At 64.4% G+C, this 17,472-nt stretch carries 18 protein-coding genes; 10 read left to right on the plus strand and 8 right to left on the minus strand.

Annotated elements, in window-relative coordinates; translation table 11 throughout:
• Positions 1 to 83 precede the first annotated feature (83 nt).
• Entirely contained in the window at positions 84 to 1,103 is a 1,020-nt protein-coding gene (gene glpX, locus AC4CS3_RS04320) for a class II fructose-bisphosphatase (RefSeq protein WP_437773977.1), read from the minus strand.
• A gap of 204 nt (positions 1,104 to 1,307) precedes the next feature.
• On the opposite strand from glpX, the gene AC4CS3_RS04325 reads away from it, so the two are divergent.
• From AC4CS3_RS04325 to AC4CS3_RS04350, 6 genes are all read left to right on the plus strand, one after another.
• Complete coding sequence (locus AC4CS3_RS04325; protein WP_490782351.1) at positions 1,308 to 2,027, plus strand: DUF4245 domain-containing protein; 720 nt, start codon at positions 1,308 to 1,310, stop codon at positions 2,025 to 2,027.
• Positions 2,028 to 2,036: 9 nt separating this feature from the next.
• A complete protein-coding gene (locus AC4CS3_RS04330; RefSeq protein ID WP_490782352.1) occupies positions 2,037 to 2,651 on the plus strand; it encodes a carbonic anhydrase in 615 nt (204 codons plus the stop codon).
• Positions 2,652 to 2,749: 98 nt separating this feature from the next.
• Complete coding sequence (locus AC4CS3_RS04335; protein ID WP_490782353.1) at positions 2,750 to 4,186, plus strand: class II fumarate hydratase; 1,437 nt, start codon at positions 2,750 to 2,752, stop codon at positions 4,184 to 4,186.
• 132 nt (positions 4,187 to 4,318) lie between these two features.
• Positions 4,319 to 4,987: a TetR/AcrR family transcriptional regulator gene (locus AC4CS3_RS04340; RefSeq protein WP_490782354.1), complete on the plus strand. Its 669-nt coding sequence runs from the start codon at positions 4,319 to 4,321 to the stop codon at positions 4,985 to 4,987.
• Entirely contained in the window at positions 4,984 to 6,684 is a 1,701-nt protein-coding gene (locus AC4CS3_RS04345; protein ID WP_490782355.1) for an MDR family MFS transporter, read from the plus strand. Before AC4CS3_RS04340 ends, AC4CS3_RS04345 begins: the two co-directional genes overlap by 4 nt.
• Before the next feature lie 132 nt (positions 6,685 to 6,816).
• Positions 6,817 to 7,017, plus strand: coding sequence for a hypothetical protein (locus AC4CS3_RS04350; RefSeq protein ID WP_490782356.1), 201 nt, complete (start codon positions 6,817 to 6,819; stop codon positions 7,015 to 7,017).
• Here AC4CS3_RS04350 and AC4CS3_RS04355 read toward each other — a convergent pair.
• Positions 7,005 to 7,478, minus strand: a complete 474-nt coding sequence (locus AC4CS3_RS04355) for an NUDIX hydrolase (RefSeq protein WP_345450176.1) — start codon at positions 7,476 to 7,478, stop codon at positions 7,005 to 7,007. The genes AC4CS3_RS04350 and AC4CS3_RS04355 overlap by 13 nt on opposite strands.
• A 164-nt stretch (positions 7,479 to 7,642) precedes the next feature.
• A complete protein-coding gene (locus tag AC4CS3_RS04360) occupies positions 7,643 to 8,224 on the minus strand; it encodes a prepilin peptidase (protein WP_490782357.1) in 582 nt (193 codons plus the stop codon).
• A 59-nt stretch (positions 8,225 to 8,283) separates the two neighbouring features.
• Between AC4CS3_RS04360 and AC4CS3_RS04365 the strand changes: the two genes are divergently transcribed.
• Both AC4CS3_RS04365 and AC4CS3_RS04370 read left to right on the plus strand, forming a co-directional pair.
• Positions 8,284 to 9,054: a hypothetical protein gene (locus tag AC4CS3_RS04365; protein WP_490782358.1), complete on the plus strand. Its 771-nt coding sequence runs from the start codon at positions 8,284 to 8,286 to the stop codon at positions 9,052 to 9,054.
• A 122-nt stretch (positions 9,055 to 9,176) separates the two neighbouring features.
• Positions 9,177 to 9,857, plus strand: coding sequence for a GNAT family N-acetyltransferase (locus AC4CS3_RS04370; RefSeq protein ID WP_490782359.1), 681 nt, complete (start codon positions 9,177 to 9,179; stop codon positions 9,855 to 9,857).
• 142 nt (positions 9,858 to 9,999) lie between these two features.
• Here AC4CS3_RS04370 and phoH2 read toward each other — a convergent pair whose 3' ends face one another.
• On the minus strand, positions 10,000 to 11,397 hold the full coding sequence (phoH2, locus tag AC4CS3_RS04375; RefSeq protein WP_490782360.1) for an RNA 5'-3' helicase PhoH2: 1,398 nt from the start codon (positions 11,395 to 11,397) through the stop codon (positions 10,000 to 10,002).
• Positions 11,398 to 11,647: 250 nt separating this feature from the next.
• A complete protein-coding gene (locus AC4CS3_RS04380; protein WP_437773976.1) occupies positions 11,648 to 12,409 on the minus strand; it encodes an isoprenyl transferase in 762 nt (253 codons plus the stop codon).
• A gap of 244 nt (positions 12,410 to 12,653) precedes the next feature.
• On the opposite strand from AC4CS3_RS04380, the gene trhA reads away from it, so the two are divergent.
• Positions 12,654 to 13,295: a PAQR family membrane homeostasis protein TrhA gene (gene trhA, locus AC4CS3_RS04385; protein ID WP_490782361.1), complete on the plus strand. Its 642-nt coding sequence runs from the start codon at positions 12,654 to 12,656 to the stop codon at positions 13,293 to 13,295.
• Here trhA and AC4CS3_RS04390 read toward each other — a convergent pair.
• From AC4CS3_RS04390 to mca, 3 genes are all read right to left on the minus strand, one after another.
• On the minus strand, positions 13,292 to 15,565 hold the full coding sequence (locus AC4CS3_RS04390) for a thioredoxin domain-containing protein (RefSeq protein WP_490782362.1): 2,274 nt from the start codon (positions 15,563 to 15,565) through the stop codon (positions 13,292 to 13,294). The two genes, trhA and AC4CS3_RS04390, sit on opposite strands and share 4 nt — an antisense overlap.
• Positions 15,543 to 15,908 (minus strand): hypothetical protein, encoded by a 366-nt coding sequence (locus tag AC4CS3_RS04395; protein ID WP_490782363.1) that lies wholly within the window; start codon positions 15,906 to 15,908, stop codon positions 15,543 to 15,545. The genes AC4CS3_RS04390 and AC4CS3_RS04395 overlap by 23 nt, the downstream gene beginning before the upstream one ends.
• Positions 15,909 to 15,977: 69 nt before the next feature.
• On the minus strand, positions 15,978 to 16,883 hold the full coding sequence (gene mca, locus AC4CS3_RS04400) for a mycothiol conjugate amidase Mca (protein ID WP_490782364.1): 906 nt from the start codon (positions 16,881 to 16,883) through the stop codon (positions 15,978 to 15,980).
• Between the two features lie 129 nt (positions 16,884 to 17,012).
• On the opposite strand from mca, the gene AC4CS3_RS04405 reads away from it, so the two are divergent.
• Positions 17,013 to 17,471 (plus strand): DUF4307 domain-containing protein, encoded by a 459-nt coding sequence (locus AC4CS3_RS04405; RefSeq protein ID WP_490782365.1) that lies wholly within the window; start codon positions 17,013 to 17,015, stop codon positions 17,469 to 17,471.
• Position 17,472: the final 1 nt, after the last annotated feature.

Genomic DNA, 17,472 nt, shown 5'->3' on the forward strand with positions numbered 1-17,472 from the left:
TCGTGACAGCGGCGTCAGAATCGACGAGGAACGAGGAGATAGCCGCCGAGCGATCGTGCCGCCCTTTTGCACTAAGCCAGGGGTTACTTGCGGGCGTAGCCCTCCCACTTGCTGGCCTGGTGCTCGCCGTCGACGAAGCGGATGGTGCCGGACTTGGAGCGCATCACGATGGACTGGGTCAGGACCTTGTCCTTCGAGTAGCGCACGCCCCTGAGGAGGTCGCCGTCGGTGATGCCGGTGGCTGCGAAGTAGCAGTTATCGCTCGTGACGAGGTCGTTCGTCGAGAGGACGCGCTCGAGGTCGTGTCCGGCGTCGATGGCCTTCTGCTTCTCGTCGTCGCTCGTGGGCCACAAGCGACCCTGGATGACGCCGCCGAGGGACTTGATGGCACACGCTGCAACGATGCCTTCCGGGGTGCCGCCGATGCCCATCAGGGCGTCGACGCCGGTGCCGGAACGTGCGGCCGCAATGGCGCCTGCAACGTCGCCATCCATGATGAACTTGGTGCGGGCACCGGCTTCGCGGATTTCCTCCACCAACGGACGGTGGCGGTCGCGGTCGAGGATCATGACGTTGAGCTGGTTGACCTTGACGCCCTTGGCCTTGGCGATCAGGTGCAGGTTCTGCTTCACCGGCAGGCGCAGGTCCACCATGTCGGCGGCTTCGGGACCCGTGACGAGCTTCTCCATGTAGAACACGGCTGAGGGATCGAACATGGTGCCGCGTTCGGCAACTGCCAGTACGGCCAGGGCGTTGTTGATGCCCAGGGCAGTCAGTCGGGTTCCATCAATGGGGTCGACGGCGACGTCGCACTCGGGTCCGGTGCCGTCACCGACGTGCTCGCCGTTGAAGAGCATCGGTGCTTCGTCCTTTTCACCCTCGCCAATGACAACGACGCCGTTGAAATGGACGGTGTGGAGGAAGGAGCGCATGGCGTCAACGGCGGCGCCGTCTGCCTTGTTCTTGTCGCCGAATCCAACCCAGTGGCCGCCTGCAATCGCGGCGGCTTCGGTAACCCGGACAAGTTCGAGGGCCAGGTTGCGGTCCGGCTCATCGGTCCCGACGGCGAGCGCCGGCGAAATCGTGGAATACTTCTGGGACATTGGCGCTGGAGACACGTGAACCTCTTCTTCGATGACGCGATTCGTGGGACCAGGAATGGCTGGGCTTGGCGGCCTGAATGATTCCTCTACAAGAGATCATAGTCGGGGCGGGGCGCCGCGGTCATGGGATGACCAACTCCCGGAACGCCCCTTGCGCGGACCGGCCGATGTGTATTAGCCGCTTGGATAGGAGACTATTGAAGCGTGAGTGAAACGCAAGACAAAGCAATTGCCGCCGCCCCCTCCGGCAGCGAAGGCGCGGGCGCAGCTGGTGCCGGCGACGCCGGTCAGCCTGCGGTCAAGCCCGTAATCGCGGCCAAAGCAGCCAAAAGGGCCAACGCCTCGGTCATTGGCATGCTCATTGCGCTGCTCCTCTGCGTGTTGGCGTTCCTGCCGATCGTGCTCATGAATCCGGCGCCAAAGAGCAACGGTTACAAGCCCAACGTGGATGTGGCCGCAACCGCAGCCAACGCGAAAGATGTGGCGGGTTTCACACCCGTGGCGCCGGTTACCGGCGACACATTTAGTCCGAACTACGCTCGCTGGGTATCCGGGACCGGCGACGGCGTACCCACATGGGAAGTCGGATACGTCACTCCCAAGCAGGCGTTCATCGGAATTGTCCAGACCCGCAAGGCCAATCCGACCTGGATTTTCCAGCAGGCCGGCAGCGCTCCGGTGACAGGCACACGCAGCGCCGGCGGCCACGACTGGGAGCTCCATGACACGGCCAAGGGCAACCGCAGCATGGTCCTGAACTACCGCGGCACCACCATCATCCTGAGCGGCAGCGCAGGACTGGACGAGTTCTCCACATTGGCCGCAGCCGTGGTCAAGGCAATGGACGCAGCTCCCGTCGCTTCCGCGGACGCAAGCACGAAGCCGGGCGACACAGTTTCACAGCCTGCCACCGCTAAGCCGTAAAGTAGCGCCGTGGCTACCTATCTGACTCCTGCCCTTGCCTGGCGCCGTCTGCGCGAAGGAAACGAACGCTTTGTCGCCGGGGAATCCTTGCACCCCAACCAGGACGCCTCCCGCCGGAACTCCCTTGTTGAGGACCAGCATCCATTTGCCGTGATCTTCGGGTGTTCGGATTCCCGCCTGGCCGCTGAGATCATCTTTGACCTCGGCCTCGGCGATGCCTTCGTGGTCCGCACGGCCGGGCAGGTGATTGACGACGCCGTCCTCGGCTCGCTTGAATACAGCATCTCCGAACTGCATGTCCCACTCATCGTGATCCTTGGCCACGACAGCTGCGGCGCAGTGACCGCGACCAAGAGCGCAGTGGAGACCGGTGAAATGCCCGCGGGTTTCATCCGTTCCCTCGTGGAACGCATCACGCCCTCCGTCCTCACCGCAATGCGCAACGAGCAGACGGACGTCAACGAGATGGTCGTGGAACACGTCAAGCAGACGGCCCGCCGCCTCGCCGACAGTTCCCGTGTGATTTCCGCCGCGATCGACGACGGCCGGGCCGCCGTCGTCGGGCTTTCCTACAAACTGGACGAAGGCCGCGCGGCGCTTGTTTCCGGGATCGGCAAGCTCTAGGCCGGATGCCGGGCCGCCCCCGAAGGGGCGGCACACAACGGCCGTAGCTTTGCTCCGCCGGTTTTCGGTCAAGCGGCTGCTCGCCATAAGCTAGCCCCATGACTTCCACTCAAGAATCCAACACGGCCGAGTTCCGTATTGAACATGACACGATGGGCGAAGTTCGCGTTCCTGTGAACGCCCTGTACCGCGCCCAGACGCAGCGCGCTGTGGAGAACTTCCCGATCTCCGGCAAGACGCTTGAGCGCGCACACATCGAGGCCTTGGCCCGCGTCAAGAAGGCCGCGGCGCTGGCGAACGCTGAATTGGGAGTGCTCGACGGCGAGCTCGCCGAGGCGATTGCCAACGCTGCCGATGAGGTTGCCGCCGGAAAGTACGACGGCGATTTCCCCATCGACGTCTTCCAGACCGGTTCGGGTACATCGTCCAACATGAACACCAACGAGGTCATCGCCGAGCTGGCAACGCGCGCCCTCACGGCCGCCGGGAGCGACAAGGTTGTCCACCCGAACGACCACGTCAACGCTTCGCAGTCCTCCAACGATGTCTTCCCGACATCGGTCCACGTCGCCGCGACGTCGGCCCTGATCAACGACCTGATCCCGGCCCTCGAGTACCTGGCTGCTTCCCTGGACCGCAAGGCCGTGGAGTTCAAGGACGTCGTCAAGTCCGGGCGCACCCACCTCATGGACGCCACTCCGGTGACCTTGGGCCAGGAGTTCGGCGGCTACGCCGCGCAGGTCCGCTACGGCGTCGAGCGCATCAACGCCGCCCTCCCCCGCGTCGCCGAGGTCCCCCTGGGCGGAACCGCGGTCGGCACCGGCATCAATACCCCGGAAGGCTTCCCGGAGCGCGTCATCGAGCTCCTCGCGGCCGACACCGGCCTGCCGCTGACCGAGGCGCGCGACCACTTCGAAGCCCAGGCCAACCGCGACGGCCTCATCGAGGGCTCCAGCCAGCTGCGCAACATCGCCATTTCCTTCATGAAGATCAACAACGATCTCCGCTGGATGGGCTCCGGCCCCAACACGGGACTCGGCGAGATCTCCATCCCGGACCTCCAGCCGGGTTCGTCGATCATGCCCGGCAAGGTCAACCCGGTCATCTGCGAAGCATCGATCATGGTCTGCGCCCAGGTCATCGGCAACGACACCACCATCGCCTGGTCCGGTACCAACGGCGCCTTCGAGCTTAATGTCGGTATCCCCGTCATGGCTGCCAACCTGCTCGAATCCATCCGGCTTCTGGCCAACACCAGCCGCGTCATGGCCGACAAGATGATCGACGGCATCACGGCCAACGTGGAGCGCGCCCGCTTCCTGGCCGAGGCTTCCCCGTCCATCGTGACCCCGCTGAACAAGTTCATCGGTTACGAAGCGGCAGCAAAGATCGCCAAGAAGGCCGTTGCCGAGGGTTTGACCATCCGCGAAGCCGTGATCTCCCTTGGTTACCTCGAGCGCGGCGAACTGACCGAAGAGCAGCTCGACAAGGCCCTCGACGTCACCACCATGACCCGCCCGGCCCACAAGGCCTAGTCTCCCTCCAGCCCCGCTGGCCAGCCCGACGGCGGCCGGCGCCTTCCCCACGGAAGGCGCCGGCCGCCGTCGTCGTTTCCGCCCATTCAAATTTTCTTGCACTTTTGCTAGGAAAGTGCAAAACTTTACTTTGTGGAAAATAGTGCAACTAACGATGGCGGACTCCGGGAGCGCAAGCGCGCACAGACCCGCGCGGCGATCACCGCCGTCGCACGGTCTTTGACGGCCCAGCGCGGGCTCAGCGGCTTCACCGTCGAGGAAGCCTGCGAAGAGGCCGGAATATCGCGGCGGACGTTCTTCAACTACTTCCACACCAAGGAAGACGCGGTGATCGGCTCGTTCTCCGACGAGCTTCCCGAAGAGGCGCTGGAGGCCTTCAGCCGAAACCCCGCCCGTGCCACCGGCACGATCTCCGACTCGCTGCTGTCCGCACTGCGCCACTTCACCCTGGCGGTCCTTGAGCGGTCCACCGTCAGCCCCTCGGAGATCCGCCAGCTCATCGCAGCCGTCACAGCCGAGCCCCAGCTCCTGGGCCGGTTGACCCGCGAAGGCGAAGTCCGCGAGCGCCATTTCGCCGAACTCATCGCCGCGCGGGAAGGCCTCACCGCAGACCACCCCGAGATCATCATGGCCGCCGCGGTTTTCGGCGCCGTCACCAAGAAGACGAGCCAACAGTTCTTTTCCGAAGAGAACACCCGGCCCTACCGCGAATTGCTGGATCAGAACCTGAACGCGGCGCGCGCGCTCTTCGCCCAACCACTGGACACCAACCCCGTCGAACCCCAGAAGGACCAACCGTGAGTACCACTCTCAAGACCAAAGCGGCCGCACCGCTGCTCTTGACCCAGAGAAGGATCTGGATCATTTTCTCGGCGCTCATCGCCGGAATGCTGCTCTCCAGCCTGGACCAGACCATCGTGTCCACGGCCATGCCCACTATCGTCGGCAAGCTCGGCGGCGTGGAGAACCAGGCCTGGATCACCACGGCCTACTTGCTCGCCACCACCATCGTCATGCCGATCTATGGCAAGTTCGGTGACATCCTGGGCCGGAGGAACCTGTTCCTGGTTGCCATCGGTTTGTTCACCGTAGCTTCCATCGGTTGTGCCTTCGCCACCGACTTCTGGGGCTTCGTGATCTTCCGCGCCATCCAGGGCCTGGGCGGCGGCGGACTGATGATCCTGTCGCAGGCCATCATCGCGGACATCGTGCCTGCCAAGGAACGCGGCAAGTACATGGGCCCCCTTGGTGCCATCTTCGGCCTCTCCGCCGTGGCCGGTCCGCTTCTTGGCGGCTTCTTCGTCGATCACCTGACCTGGGAATGGGCCTTCTACATCAACATCCCCGTCGGCATTGCAGCGTTCACCATCGCTTGGTTCACGCTCACCCTGCCGAACAAGAAGGCCGAAAAGCGCATCGACATCCTTGGAGTCCTGCTGCTGTCCGCTGCCACGGCCTGCCTGATCTTCTTCACTGACTTCGGCGGCAAGAAGGATCAGGGCTGGGACTCCCCGCTCACCTGGGCCTTCGGCGCCGGCATGGTGCTTGCTGCTTTCCTCTTCGTCCTCGTGGAGCGCAAGGCCGAAGACCCCATCATTCCGCTGAGCCTGTTCAAGAACCGGATTTTCATCAACGCAACCGCCATCGGCTTCACCCTCGGCCTGGGCATGTTCGCCGCCATCGCCTTCGTGCCGACGTTCCTGCAGATGTCCTCCGGTACCTCAGCCGCCGTCTCCGGCCTGCTCATGCTGCCGATGATGGTTGGACTCATGGGTACGTCCATCTACTCCGGTATCCGCATCTCCAAGACCGGCAAGTACAAGATGTTCCCGATCCTCGGCGCGAGCCTCACGATCGTTGCGATGTTGTGGCTCACCACCCTCACCGCGGCGACTCCGATCTGGGTCATCTGCATCCAGCTCTTCATCTTCGGCGCAGGCCTGGGCTTGATCATGCAGGTCATCGTCCTGGTGGTCCAGAACGCGGTTCCGGCCGAGCAGATCGGCACGGCAACGAGCACCAACAACTACTTCCGCGAGGTCGGGGCTTCGTTGGGCGTGGCCGTTTTCGGCTCGATCTTCACCACGCGGCTGGCCGAGTCCCTCACCAAGGCATTCACAGGCGCCGGGGCTTCTGCTGCACAGGCTGCACAGTCCACCAGCAAGCTTGATCCTCAGACGCTGGCCCAACTGCCGGTTCAGGTCAAGGACGCCATCGTCAACGCCTACGCCGATTCACTGGCACCCGTGTTCTGGTACCTGATCCCGTTCATCGCCATCGCCCTCCTGCTCGCGATCACCCTCAAGCAGATCCCGCTCTCCGACACCGCCGGAATGGTGGCCCGGGGCGAGGCAGTCGGGGGCGAGGAGGCGGAACGCCTTGAAGCCGAACGCCTCGGAGGAACCTCCGAGGGGGCCGTCGGGGCGTCCGTCGACCCAGCCGCTGAGCCGGAGTCCGCCCCGGTGGGCGACAATGACGGTGAGCTCGCCCGGCGCTAACATCAGGACATGCCCGGCCTTGGCTCGGACGAGTGGACATATGGGGAATATGCCCAGTGCCCGGATGCAAAGCCGGGCATGTCCACTGGTCCGAACGCCGGACGTGGGAGCGTTTGGCTTAGGCTGGAACCCATGAGTTCAGAGCCCGAAGAATCCGCGAACATCAGCCCGTCCGTTCGATGGGGATTAGGGGCGGTCCTCTTCGGGCTTCTGGCCGTCTCCATAGCGTCCGCCAAGGGCGAATGGTGGACCCTGTTCGGCGCAATTGCTTGCGGTGCCGCGGCCTGCTTCTTCGCTGCCCGCGCGATCCTCGCGGCCCGTCAATCGCGCTGATACGCGACGGCGGAGCCCGGCTCCAACGCCAGTCGGATGGTTTCGCGGTGGCCGGCGCTGATCTCAGGCAACTCGTCGAGGGCAAACCAGCCGACGGCGATTGACTCGTCGTCGTTGACGCGGGCCTCCCCCGAGACATAACGGCATTTGAAGGCAATATCCAGGAAGTCGCACACGTCTCCGTTGGGGTACGTGACCGGGCCGATCACGCCCACCGCCAGGATGCGCTCGGTTTCGGCCACAACTGCGGTCTCCTCGAAGATCTCGCGGAGCAAACCGGGGGCCGGGTGCTCCCCCGGTTCCAGCATTCCGGTGATCAAGGTCCACCGGCCGTTGTCGGCCCGTTGGCACAGCAGGACCCGGTTCTCGTCATCCAGGACTACGCCCCTAACGCCGGGTAGCCACAGCGGGTCGTTGCCGATCTTCTCGCGGATTTCCCGGATGAATTCCGGGATCGCCACGGCCTAGCCCGCTTCCGTTGAAACAGCCATCATCAACAAGAGCACTGCCTCCCCTTCCGGATCGGATCCGCTAGTAGGGCGAGTATCCCACCGGCGATGCCCGAATGACAGCGGACAAGGCTGCTCAAAACGGTCGCCTCTCGCTCCGCCTTGTTCACTGCTCCTCACGCCGGCAGGGCAAACATCGCCGCGGCGGCACCGGCCAGCATGAACGGCCCGAATGGTATTGATGATTTCAGGGTTCCTCGCCGGGCGGCCAGGACTCCGAGGCTCCACAGCCCGCCGAAGAGGAACGCCGCAAACGTTCCGGCGAAAACATGCGCCCACCCCAGGTAGCCAAGGTATAGGCCGAGCACACCGGCCAATTTGACGTCGCCGAAGCCCATCCCGGGCGGGTACACCAATCGCAGGATGAAGTAGAACACCCAAAGCACTGCTCCCCCGGCCACGACTCCCAAGGCGGGCACCCCCAGGAACGAGGCACCGCCGTCGGTCGCGGACCCTGCCGCTCCGGCGCTAAGGTTCGCTGCCGCGCCGCTGGACAGGGTGACAGCTGCCGCTGCGCCGAGCAGCAATACACCGGCGATGGCATAGGACGGGAACACGATCCGGTTGGGCAGCAGGTGGTGACGGACGTCGATGACCGTGAGGCGGGCAGCCATGACCGCAAAGTACACGCAAGCTGCGAGCAGCAGCCAGAAGGCCGGGACACTGGTCCCCCACAATTCGCCGAGTCTTCGGATCACCCTCGGATGTTATCGGTTTTCTCAAAGCTGCGCCGGTCACGCACCCTTAGACTGTGGATATGGGGCGTTACAGTGCAGAAATCCAAGGCAATTCCGACGCCGACATGTCCTCCACCTTCCGAAACCTCTGCCGTTCCTCCCCGTGGAAATGGACCAGCCTGAGGTTTGAGTATCTGGACCGGCCGGACAACCCGGATGCAACAGTGCGTGCATGGCTGCGCCGCCCGGGAGCGCTTCGGCTCGAAACCGTCGATGGCGCGTTGCTGCATAGCACCACGGGCATCAACGACTCCCGCGACGGGCTTTACCTTGGTTCCAAGCGCAAGTCGTGGCTGTTGCCGGCCCACTTGGTCACCCCCGTTTACGACTCCGCGGGCTTGGTCCGCCGGCGTCCCGAAGCGGCCTACGGCGAACCGTCGTTCGGGAACGGTCGGCTCGCGGCAGCCCTCGATCCTGTCGAGCTCGCCGGGAACGCTCCCGTGCCGATGGAGTTTCCCGAGTCCAACCGGGTGTCGTTCGGCCCCATCCGGGAAGTGGATCACGAAGGACGCCCGGCTCTCGAAACCATCGCGACGCCGGGATCCAGCTACGTGGCGTCTGATGCGGCGACGCCGCTCTGCTTCCCCGGACGCACGCTCTTGCGCGTGGACTCGGGAACGGGCGTGTGCGTTTCCAGCCAATCGCTCGACGGCGATACCGCAGGTCAGGGGCATTGGATGCGGATTCTGGGCGTGGACGAATACATGCTGGACGATCTGTTCCTCGCCGAATCGATGAACCTCACCGACGTCCGGAAGCACATTAGCTGGGACATCGGCCCCCGTTCGTAAGGGCAGGCCCCCAGGAACCCCCGCTCACTTATACGCCCCTTCCGCCCAACGCCCGCTCACTATTCCGGTGGCCCCGGTCGACAGATGACACGCTTTCCCGGCCTGTCCGCTAGGCTTCCCCGATGAACGAGCTAAGCGCCATCTGGCCCACCTTCGGTCTTACCCTGACCACGCCCCGTTTGGTCTTGCGCCCCATCCAAGACGCTGACATCCCCGCAGCGGTCGGGGCAGCCCTCAGCGGCATTCACGAGCCAGGGAGGTCCCCCTTCAGCAATCCCTGGACTGAACTGTCCGAAGACGAGTTGGGTGCCAACATGGCCCGGTGGTACTGGCGTTGCCGCGCAGGAATGACTCCGGAATCATGGACGCTCCTCCTCGGCATCTGGCACAACGGCGAATTCATTGGCTGCCAGGATGTGGAGGCGAAAGACTTCGCATCGTTGAAGACTGTCTCCACCGGCTCCTGGCTCAAGAAAGGCGCGCAAGGCCAAGGCCTCGGCAAGGAGATGCGGGCGGCCGCCGTCAGCTACGCCTTCGACTACCTGAACGCAGAAGTAGCGACCTCCGAAGCTGCCATTTGGAACAAGCAATCCTTGGGCGTTTCCGCCAGCCTCGGCTATGAACCCAACGGCATTTACCGCGACCAATGGGGCACCAACGTCGTGGAAGTCCAACGCGTTCGCCTCCCCACGGGCTCCTTCATCCGGCCCGATTGGAAGCTAAAGGTAGAAGGCCATGAGGCCACAGCCAGGTTTCTAGGTATCTGNGTGAGCGAGCGTCAACAGGAAACCCCACATACGTGAGCGAGCGTCAACAGGAAACCCCACATACGTGAGCGAGCGTCAACAGGAAACCCGACATATCTGAGCGAGCGTCGGTAGGAAAGGCACAAGCCGAGGGCCGTGGCCCGGCGAACCCGGCCACGGCCCTCCGCACAATGGGGCCTTAGATTTCCGCCCCTTCAAGCAGTTCCGTCACGAGGGCCGCGATAGGCGAGCGTTCGGAGCGGGTCAGGGTGATGTGGCCGAACAGCGGGTGCCCCTTGAGGGTCTCGACGACGGCGGCAACGCCGTCGTGCCGTCCGACACGGAGGTTGTCGCGCTGGGCGACGTCGTGGGTCAGGACGATCTTGGAGTTCTGGCCGATGCGGCTCATGACCGTGAGGAGCACGTTCTTTTCGAGCGACTGGGCCTCGTCTACGATCACGAACGCATCGTGGAGTGAACGTCCGCGGATGTGGGTCAGCGGCATGACTTCGAGCATGCCCCGGTCCATGACTTCTTCAACGACTTCCTGGCTGACGAGTGCACCGAGGGTGTCGAAGACCGCCTGCGCCCAGGGGTTCATCTTCTCTGCCTCGGAACCGGGCAGGTACCCGAGTTCCTGTCCGCCCACCGCGTACAGCGGCCGGAAGACAATCACCTTGCGGTGTTCCCGGCGCTCCAAGACGGCCTCGAGTCCCGCACACAATGCCAGGGCCGACTTTCCAGTGCCCGCCCGGCCGCCGATCGAGACGATTCCGACGCTGGGATCCATGAGCAGGTCGATCGCAAGCCGTTGCTCAGCTGAGCGGCCGTGCAGTCCGAAGACATCACGGTCGCCCTTGACCAGCCGCACTTGCTTGTCCGCGCCCACGCGGCCCAAGGCGGAGCCCCGGTTCGAGAGCAGCACCAGGCCCGTGTTGACGGGAAGCTCGGCCGCTGCCGGGATGAAAACCGGTTCGTGCCCGTACAGGGTGGTGATTTCATCCTCGCTGGCTTCGATCTCTGCCATGCCGGTCCAGCCGGAGTCCTTGACGAGTTCATTGCGGTATTCGTCCGCGAACAGCCCCATCGCGGAGGCTTTGACGCGCATGGGGAGGTCTTTGGAGACGACCGTGACGTTGTGGCCTTCGTTGGCGAGGTTCTTGGCGACTGCCAGGATGCGGCTGTCGTTGTCCGCGCCGCGGAATCCTGCCGGCAGCACTTCGGTTGACACATGGTTCATCTCGACACGCAGCGTGCCACCGTCGGATCCGATCGGGATGGCTTGATTCAAGCCACCGTGCTCGATGCGCAAGTCATCCAGGAGCCTGAGGGCCTTGCGGGCGAAGTAGCCCAACTCGGGATCGTGGCGTTTGCCTTCCAATTCGGTGATGACCACGATCGGGACAATGACTTCGTGCTCCGCGAAGCGCAACAGGGCGTGCGGATCGGAAAGCAATACGGAAGTGTCAATCACATAGCTTCGGCCTGTCGGGGTTCCGGACTTTGCCGTCCGCCCATCGTTGGCCCGCTTGGTGCGAGAGGTAGCTGAACTTTCCCCGTCGGAAACGACTACGGGCAGTTGCTCAGAAATAGCCACATCGACTCCAGCCCCGGGCGAACCCGGCTTATTCGTGAGGCGGCTCGGCCGGAAGGCCGGGCGCGGCCCCCCACGTAACTGGTGCGATGATTCGCTCCATCTACTGGCCTCCCCGATCAGCAGGCGGTTTGCCTACTGATGGGATTAACGTATTCCCGTGCGATTACATTTCCGGTTAGCCCAAACGGCGATTCGTGTAGACAACATGTGAACTTCCCGTAAACGGGAGCGCACCGGGAAGTTCACCGTCTCAGGAACCGAAGCGACGCTGGCGGCCAGCATAGTCCCGCAGGGCCCGCAGGAAATCAACCTTGCGGAACGCGGGCCAGAGGGCCTCGCAAAAATAGAACTCGCTGTAGGCGCTTTGCCACATGAGGAAACCTGACAAACGCTGTTCACCTGACGTGCGGATTACCAGATCGGGGTCCGGCTGGCCGCGCGTGTAGAGGAAACGCGAGATATCGTCCACTGAAAGCTCATCGGCCAGCTCGGTGATGTCGCGGCCGTGCGCGACGGCGTCGTGCAGCAGTTCCCGCACGGCGTCAACGATCTCGCGCCGTCCGCCGTACCCGACGGCCACGTTCACATGGAGCCGCTCGCGGATCGGTGTGCGGGCCGTGAGCTTGTTGAGCCGCTCGGCGAGATAGTCCGGAAGGAGCTCCGGCGCACCCATGGCGTGGACCGAGATATCGGCGTCGTCATCCAAGCGATCAAGGGTGTTGGCGATGATTCCCATAAGCAGTTCGAGTTCTTCGCCGGAACGGTTCATGTTGTCCGTCGAGAGCATGTAGAGCGTGACGACTTTGACTCCGAGTTCCTGGCACCAGCCGAGGAATTCGTGGATCTTGTCCGCGCCCGCTTGATGGCCTTCGCTGGTGGGAGCGTTGAATTGCCGCGCCCAGCGGCGGTTGCCATCAACCATGACGCCGATGTGCCGGGGAATCTTCTCTTGTTCGAGCGAACGGAGCAGTTTGCGCTCGTAGAAGCCGTAGAGGAAGCCGGGCCACTCCATCCGGACACTCACCTGACTTCCTTTGGACAGCATGTGAAAAGCGAAACAAACGACGACGGCGGCCAGCCTGGTTGGCAGCCAACCCTTCAGCCAAACAACGATCGGCACCTCCGGACTTCTGCCGTAGGCGCACCACCAAGGCTACCTTCCCAAGGCGGGCAGTCGGCACACCTGAGCAGCGGAAAACGATCGCAAAACGTGCTACTCGGCAGTAACTTATCCGCCCGCGGGTTACGCTTTAACGATGTCGGAGCTGCTCACAATCAAACCAAGGTGGCGCGGCTGGATACATGCTGTGGTCGCGCCTTTCGCCGTCGCGGCAGGGATCGTCCTGGTGACGATGGCGCCTACGACGGATCGCAAAATCGCCTCCGCCATCTACGCTTTGACGGGTGTACTGCTCTTCGGCGTGTCCGCGGTCTACCACCGCGGCAATTGGGAGCCGAGGACCAGGATGGTCCTCAAACGCCTGGACCACACCAACATCATGCTCGTGATCGCGGGAAGCTACACACCCCTGGCGTGGTCCCTCCTGGAGCGTCCCAAGGCCGTGCTCCTGTTGTGGGTGATCTGGTCCGGAGCGCTGCTGGGAGTGCTGTTCCGGGTTCTCTGGACTGGCGCTCCACGTTGGCTCTACGTGCCCATCTACGTCGCACTGGGCTGCGGGGCGTTGTTCTACTTGCCGGAGTTCTTCGCCGCGAACGTTCCGGCCGCGATCCTGATCTGTGTGGGCGGGGCCCTCTACATCGCTGGCGCCGTTTTCTACGGGATCAAGAGGCCCAACTTCAGTCCGTTGAACTTCGGCTTCCATGAACTCTTCCACGCCCTCACGGTGCTGGCCTTCGCCGCACATTTCGCCGCAATCATGATTGCCGTGCTGAGCTAGCCTGCGGCCTCCGTCATCGCGTCAAGGCGCTGCACGATTTCCTCAACGGAGCCAAGCGGCAGGTCACACACCATCCCCCGGCACAAATACACCTGTGGCGAGCCGTCCGCAGCAGCCGTGCGGGACTCAAGCAGTGGCACCTCCGGTTCCTTGGCGCGGGACCCGGGCGGCGCGCCGTCGTCGTCGGCTTTTTCGCCAGCCATACCGAGCTGGACCGCCACCACCAGCCCGGGGCTCGGCGAAGCCAACAGAGCGCGATGGAGTTCCCGCTGCTTCCGGCCTGGAGGGCCGGATACGGCGGCCTCTATGGGACCAGCCACGGCCGCCTGGGCGGTCGCAAGCAGCCATCCCGCCACCCTGGGCGCCCGCCCGGCTATCGGCGGCAGGAGCGAGAGGATGCTGCTTGCCATGGCTCGGTGCTCGTGCGAACCGGAATACGCCGCATAGCTCAGCAACACTCCGGCAAAGGCCGCCGCCCCGCTCGGCGCCGCATTGTCGAAGGGGTCCAGGCCCGCGTGCTGGCCCTGCGCGTTGAATACCTGGGCCGACTCCCCCACAGAGTCCGACAATCTGCCGTCCGCCACGAAGCGCGCGCAGGCTCCGCTGATCAGCTCCTCCGCGAACACGTACCAGCTCCGCTGGCCAGTCACGGCGTAGAGAGCCAGAAAGCCTTCGGCACAAAACGCGTAGTCTTCCAGCAGGCCGCTGATCCCTCTCGCAACGCCGTCGTGCGAGACCCTGATCAGCACCCCCGCCCCGGGCTTTGAGGTGCCGGGCTTTGAGGTGCCGGCGTTTGAGGCACTGAGTGTTTCGAGGCCGGCCGCCGGACGCCAATGCACGCGCATGAGGTACTCGGCAACGCTTTCCGCCGCGGTCACCAGTTCCGGCCTGTCCAAGACTGCGCCGGCTTCGGCAAGGGCGGCGATGGCCAGGCCGTTCCAGCCCGCCACGACCTTGTCGTCCCGGGCCGGCTGGGGGCGGGCCGAGCGTGCGGCGCGCAGGGCGGGCCTGACGCGGTTCCACAACCGCGATTCCGCGCCGGAGAGCCGGCGCCCGGGATGGAGCGGAGATCCAAGCTCGGAGACAGTCCCGGACGACCCCACGTTCATGAGCCGGGCCACGGCCGCGCCGTCCCCCGGGCCAAGCACGGCTTCGAGGCTTGCAGGAGTCCACAGGTAGGACGCGCCTTCATGATGCACTCCGTCCACCACGGTATCGGCGTCGAGCGAGGATGCGAGTCCGCCCGGGGTCGCGGGATGGCCCACGCCGAGTGAATCCAGCATCCAGTCCGCCACCCGGGACGCAACACTCGCGGCCTCGCCGGCCGGCAGGACCCAGTCGCCGCTCAGCCGGACCCAGTGGACGTAAGCGCGGAGAAGCTGGGCGTTGTCGTAAAGCATCTTCTCGAAATGCGGCACGGACCAATCCGCGGTCACGGAATACCGGGCGAAGCCGCCGTCGAGCTGGTCGCACAGTGCGGAACCGGCCATGGCGGCGAGAGTGCGGCCCGCCATGTCGCGGGCGGCGTCCGAGGTATCCGACTGCACGGCGGCGTGCCGTATCAGGAACTCAAGAATGGCCGACGGCGGGAACTTGGGAGCGCCGCCGAAGCCACCGTCGTCGGGGTCTTCCGAGCGGGCGAGGAGACGCACAGCTTCCGATAGCAGGCTTCTGTCCAGGCTTTCTGACGGCCGGTCGAGGAACACCGCCGCGGCGAGCTGGGCGTCGGCCATGCCGGCGGCGAGCCGTCGCGCGTTCTGCTCGACGGCGTCGCGGCGTTCCAGCCACGCCTCGTGGACCGCTTCAAGCACCTGGCGGAAGGACGGCCTTCCCGGCTGTGGGGTCGGCGGGAAATAGGTGCCTGCATGGAAGGCCAAGCCGTCGGGAGTAAGGAAGACGGACATCGGCCAGCCGCCCTCGCCGCTGATTGCCTGGGTGGCTGCCATGTAGATCGAGTCCACGTCGGGGCGTTCTTCGCGGTCCACCTTGATGGCCACGAAATGGGCGTTCAGATAGTCGGCTATGTCCTCGTCTTCGAACGACTCGTGAGCCATGACGTGGCACCAGTGGCACGCGGCATAGCCAATGCTCAAAAACACTGGTGCATCACGGGCCGCCGCAAACGCGAAGGCCTCATCGCCGAACGGCCGCCAGTGCACCGGATTGTCCGCATGCTGGCGGAGATAGGCGGACGGCTCCGAGCCAAGGGCGTTGGACGCCCCCGGCCCTTCCCGGGTGGTGCCCGGGTCAGCGGGCTCCGGAGCCGGCATCGCCGTCGGATTCTTTAACGCCCGGCTTGCCCGGGACGACGCCGCCGGTTCCGACGCCGCCGGTCCCGGCGCCGTCGATCGCGGTGCCGTCGATCTCAGTGCCCTCAGCCTCAGCGCCGTCGGCCTCGCCGACGAGGGCCTCCTCAACCTGGGCGCGGTACCGTACCCGCCGGATCCGGCGCACCATGTCAACGATCAGGAAGGTCGTGAGCACCACGATGAAGGCAGTCAGGACGAAACCCCAGGTGCCCGGGGTCACCTGGTCTTCCGACAAGCCGGGGCGCAGCGACGGGGTCGGGGTAGGCGACGGGGTCGTGGCCAGGGCGATGAGAAAGTGGTGCACGGTTCAAACCTTCTATGGGAGTTTCCAGCCGGTGGCGACTTCTACGCTTGATAGAAATCGCCGGCGATCCTATCTTAGCCCTGCGAACAGGTCCTTTTCCGGCAGTTCAGCCGGGATACGGGAGTCGACCAGCGTGTAGTCCTCCCACGGCCAGGCCCTGCGCTGCATCTCCGGGGATACCGCGAAGAAGAATCCAAGGGGATCAATCTGGGTCCGATGCGCCCTGAGTGCGTCGTCACGGGCCTCGAAGTAGTCACCGCAATCCACTTGCGTAGTGGTCTGGTGCATCGGCCTCGGCGGAGTATGGCCTTCCGCATCGGCTTCGAGCCAGGAAGCCAGGCGTTCGGCATAAGGCGATTGCAGGCCCGCCTCTTCGAGCGCGAAATGCAAGGCGCGGAAACGGTCGGGGCTGAAGGCCCGATCGTAGTACAGCTTGCTGGGCGCCCAGCTTTCGCCTGTCCCCGGGTAGCGCTCCGGGTCACCGGCAGCGTGGAAAGCTTCGACGGCGACCTTGTGGGCCATGATGTGGTCCGGATGCGGGTAGCCGCCGTTTTCGTCGTAGCTCACGATGATGTGCGGCTTGAAGTCGCGAACCAAGCGGACCAGCGGTGCCGCCGCCCGCTCAAGGGGCTGAAGCGCAAAGCAGCCGGCGGGCAACGGTGGCAACGGATCGCCGTCGGGCAGTCCTGAATCGACGAAACCCAACCAACGCTGCTTGATTCCCAGGACCGCGGCAGCTTGCTTCATTTCCAAGCGGCGCGCGCCTGCCATGTCGCGCTTCGGGTGCGGAGCGGACTCCATGGCCGGGTTCTGGATGTCCCCGCGGGAACCGTCAGTGCACGTCGCCACCATGACCTCCACGCCGGAAGCCGCATACATCGCCATTGTTGCCGCGCCCTTGCTTGACTCGTCGTCCGGGTGTGCATGGACGGTGAGCAGCCGGAGCTGCGTGTCGGGGCTGGTGGATGTGCTCATCCGGTACGGTTCCTCTTTCCAGGTAATGCTGTTCTGGGCTTGCTGACGACTGTGAACTGATCAGGAGTTTCTAACGCGTGCCGCTCCGCTGTGTGCGGGAAGGCGCCGGAAGCCCACTAAACTAGGTGGGTGACTTCGGAAGACCCATCGGGCACGGCGCTGCCGGCAACTACCAGCCTAGCCAATCGCTACGGCAGCCAAAAGCGCACCTTCGGAGGGAAAACCAAACGGAACATGGTCATCGCCGTCCTCCTCGTGGCCATCGGGCTCTTGTTCTGGGTCACCACGTCTTCCTCGCAGTCGTCTGTGTCTTTCAAGGACATCGGCTACAGCGCCACCGACGCCACCCAGCTGTCGGTCGATTTCCAGGTCACCAAGAACCCGGATGCCACCGCGAAATGCGCGGTCAAGGCCATGGATTCCAAGTTCGCGGTGGTCGGCTGGAAAGTCGTCGAGATCGGCCCGAACGCCCCCAAAGCAGGGGCCGACGGCGGCCAGACAACCGCCCAAAGGACCACCCTGCGCACCGAGTCCGAGGCCGTGTCCGCCGTCGTGGACAACTGCTGGATTGTAGACGGCAGCAAATAGC

This window comes from Arthrobacter sp. SE2 (genome assembly GCF_058244265.1).